The organism is Streptomyces sp. NPDC048637 (genome assembly GCF_040650675.1).
In the GTDB taxonomy this organism is placed as follows: domain Bacteria; phylum Actinomycetota; class Actinomycetes; order Streptomycetales; family Streptomycetaceae; genus Streptomyces.
Genome location: NZ_JBEZHQ010000099.1, coordinates 1 through 1,077 on the forward strand (window position 1 = coordinate 1; position 1,077 = coordinate 1,077).

The following is a 1,077-nucleotide window of genomic DNA, read 5'->3' on the forward strand; positions in this document are numbered from 1 at the left end:
AGAGTCTTGCTCCGCAGAGCCACCACCTTCGCCGCGTCCTCCAGCGAAAGAATCCCGGCCACGGCAGCCGCGGCGATCTCACCCTGCGAGTGACCGACCACCGCATCAGGCACCACACCCGCCGCCTGCCACACCGCGGCCAGCGACACCATCACCGCCCACAACGCCGGCTGCACCACACCCGCAGCCTCAAAACCATGACGACCAGCCAACACATCGCCCAACTCCCACTCCACGAAAGGAGCAAGAGCCGCCGCACACTCCGCCAACCTGGCCGCGAACACCGGCGAAACCTCCGCCAGCTCACACCCCATCCCGACCCACTGACTCCCCTGACCCGGGAAGACGAACACCGTCCGCCCCACACCACCAGGAGCCACCGAACCAGTCAGCACACCAGGCGCCAGCTGCGCCGTAGCGACCGCTGCAAGGCCCGCCGCCAGCTCACCCCGGTCCGCACCGAGCATGACGGCCCGGTGCTCCAGCGCCGCACGCGTCGTCGCCAGCGACCACGCCACATCACCCACCGGCAACTCCGTTCGCGCCAGCACGAATTCGCGCAGTCGGCCCGCCTGACCGGCAAGCGCCACCGCACTCTGACCCGACACCGTCCACACCGAAGGCGCGGTCCCGAGGACCCGCGGAACCGGCTCGTCCGCCGACTGCTCGACCTCGGCAGCCGCCGCCGGCGCTTCTTCGACAATGAGGTGGACGTTGGTACCGCTCACCCCGAACGCCGACACACCCGCCCGACGCGGCCGCTCACCCGCCGGCCACTCCACCGCCTCCTGGAGCAGCCGCACGTTCCCCGACGCCCAGTCCACATGCGAGGACGGCTCCTCGGCGAACAGCGTCTTCGGCAGCACACCATGCCGCAACGCCATCACCATCTTGATCACACCCGCCACGCCGGCAGCACACTGCGAGTGTCCGATATTCGACTTCACCGAGCCCAACCACAACGGCCGGTCCTCGAACCGCTCCTGCCCGTACGTCGCCAGCAGCGCCTGCGCCTCGATCGGGTCACCCAGCGTGGTACCGGTGCCATGGGCCTCCACCACATCCACATCCGCCGCC

1 protein-coding gene is annotated in these 1,077 nt (G+C 69.5%); it reads right to left on the bottom strand.

Features of this window, described 5'->3' with window-relative positions:
• On the bottom strand, nucleotides 1-1,077 hold a 1,077-nt coding region (locus AB0C46_RS40715), incomplete at both ends, for an acyltransferase domain-containing protein (RefSeq protein ID WP_362834180.1).